Source organism: Polynucleobacter sp. 35-46-11, assembly GCF_002281105.1.
This window is the reverse complement of the sequence record NZ_NCFJ01000526.1, coordinates 1,489-3,202: the sequence shown is the minus strand read 5'-3', so window position 1 is coordinate 3,202 and position 1,714 is coordinate 1,489. Positions and strand designations below refer to the sequence as shown.

Here is a 1,714-nt window from a genome sequence, read left to right as displayed (position 1 = left end):
AACGTACAAGTCACCAGCTTCTTTGCTGGGGATGCCTTTTTCTTTGAGTCTCATCTTGCGACCTGTTGCTGTGCCAGCTGGAATCTTTAATTCCAGAGTGGAGCCTGCAGGGGTGGGGATATTGACAGTAGTACCTAGTGCAGCTTCCCATGGTGCTAGTGGTAAATCCAGGTAAACATCTTTTCCGTCGACACGGTAAATAGGGTTTGCATGAAAATCAATCTCAAGGTACAAGTCACCTGCTCCGCCCGTACCCATGCCTGGACCGCCTTGACCAGCTAAACGTAGATTCTGTCCGGCCTTGATGCCCTTGGGAATGCTGACATCAAGTTTGCGTTCCTGTGTGCTGACATGACCATTAGCATCTTGCGCAGGCATATGCAGCGAAATGGTACGTTTTGCGCCGTTATAGGCATCAGCAAGATCAATCAGGATTTTGGCATGATGATCTTGACCTTTAAAGTTCATGCCCTGACGGGGGTTACCACCTCGACCACCTTGAGTGTGGCGACCTCTGCCAAAAAGAGATTCAAAGAATTCGCTTTGATCACCTTCATAGCCACCACCAAATCCACCATGGCCACCACCAAAGTTGCCATCGGAATATTCAAATCCCTCATTCCAGTTCGGTGGAGGTGTGAAATCTTGGCCATTTTTCCAATTGGCGCCCATGCGATCGTATGCCGCACGCTTCTCGGTGTCTTTCAGTACGGAGTAGGCTTCGCCGACAGCTTTAAAGTGCTCTTCTGCGCCAGCTTCTTTATTCACATCTGGGTGATATTTGCGTGCTAGCTTGCGATAAGCAGCTTTAATTTCTGCTTCGGTTGCACCACGTGCTACACCGAGTGTTTCGTAGTAGTCCCTGAATTTCATAATCCTAATGAAGTCCTGATTGAATCAATAAGCTTCATTCTACAATCCCTCGGCTAAATTTTCGCTCTCTTTTTGAGTGTAGAAAAAGCGGGCATAAAGCCCGCTTAGAATCAACCTGCTCCAGGATCTGGGCTTAGCTCATGACCCCGACTTGCCATGGTACGAATTCATAATCTCCAAGGCCTAGCAATTCACTTTTAGAGGCTTCACCAGAGGCCGTTCTGAGAAAGAGCTCAAAAATCCGCTGCCCCATCTCCTGAACTGAAACCGTACCATCTAAGATCTCGCCGCAATTAATGTCCATGTCTTCGGTAAGTCGCTCATACATCGGAGTATTGGTTGCAAGTTTGATGCAAGGTGCTGGCTTTGATCCAAACATGGAGCCACGTCCCGTAGTAAATGCAATCAAGTTTGCACCGCCAGCAATTTGACCCGTTGCTGACACTGGATCAAAACCAGGTGTATCCATAAACACAAAACCCTTAGCCGTTACTGGCTCTGCATACCGATACACTTCCATTAACGGTCCCGTTCCACCTTTCATGGATGAACCAAGTGATTTTTCAAAGATATTGGCTAGGCCACCGATTTGATTCCCGGGGCTGACTTGTCCATTGATCTGAACATCGCGACCGACAGAATATTCATCCTTCCACCAGCGAATACGTTGAATTAATTTCTCACCAATAGCCTTGCTTGCTGCTCGGCGGGTCAGCGTGTGTTCAACACCATAAATCTCCGGCGTTTCAGAGAGAATGCCGGTGCCACCATGACGCGACAAAATATCAATCGCAGCGCCCAAGGCTGGGTTAGCAGTAATCGAAGAGAAACCATCCGAGCC

1 protein-coding gene and 1 pseudogene are annotated in these 1,714 nt (G+C 48.2%); both read right to left on the bottom strand.

Annotated elements, in window-relative coordinates; translation table 11 throughout:
- Positions 1 to 873 (bottom strand): DnaJ C-terminal domain-containing protein (locus tag B7Y67_RS17205; RefSeq protein ID WP_293599677.1); only part of this gene is annotated, 873 nt, incomplete at its 3' end.
- 133 nt (positions 874 to 1,006) lie between these two features.
- Positions 1,007 to 1,714: pseudogene (locus tag B7Y67_RS17200) on the bottom strand (UxaA family hydrolase); the annotation flags it as partial.